Annotated in this window: 1 pseudogene; it reads left to right on the top strand. The window is 32.7% G+C overall.

The features are described from left to right. Positions 1-366 precede the first annotated feature (366 nt). A pseudogene (locus ACFIL8_RS12040) lies at positions 367-651 on the top strand (hypothetical protein); the annotation flags it as partial.

Genomic DNA, 651 nt, shown 5'->3' with positions numbered 1-651 from the left:
CTTTAAAATATCAATCATCTTGTTGAGATAATTTTTTTACGTTGTACATTCTCATTTTTGAGTATTTTCTCTTTGATTGTGGCGTTAGCTCTGTATTTTCTGATGTTAGAAAATACTCTTATCCAGATAATAAACTTATCTATGGAAACTTTGAATGATATCTCCCCTCGTTGAGAGGGAATAAAACCAAGTACAGAAATATTGTTGAGTACAATTTGCTATAAATAAGCCACAAGAAAACAGCATATATTGATATATTTGATAGGAATCTGTTAAGCCGTACAAATTATGGTCATTAAAAGGTAAAGCGATGAAATCGTTATCCATAACGCGTGTTGTAACATTTATAACTCTTTTTTTGTATCTGTGTTGTTGGGATGTACGCGCGTAGATAGTCTAGAACAGTACGATAGACTTTACGAAAAATATATCAGTGAAAATTACGGCGCTTTTGAACATTTTCAAAAGCAAGAACAAGCAAGAAATTTCGTCTATAGCCGTGGCTATCAGAATATCGTACCAAAGTTTGACATTATACGGCATCGTCACATACTGATTGTTTTATGTGGACGTTTTGTTAATTTATTGCGTGGTGATTATAATGAATGGATATCAGCAGATATGTTACTCAATGTCATAAGCAGTTTGCGT

This window comes from Bartonella sp. AP57NXGY (genome assembly GCF_042195805.1).
In the GTDB taxonomy this organism is placed as follows: domain Bacteria; phylum Pseudomonadota; class Alphaproteobacteria; order Rhizobiales; family Rhizobiaceae; genus Bartonella.
This window is presented reverse-complemented; position numbering and strand designations above follow the sequence as displayed.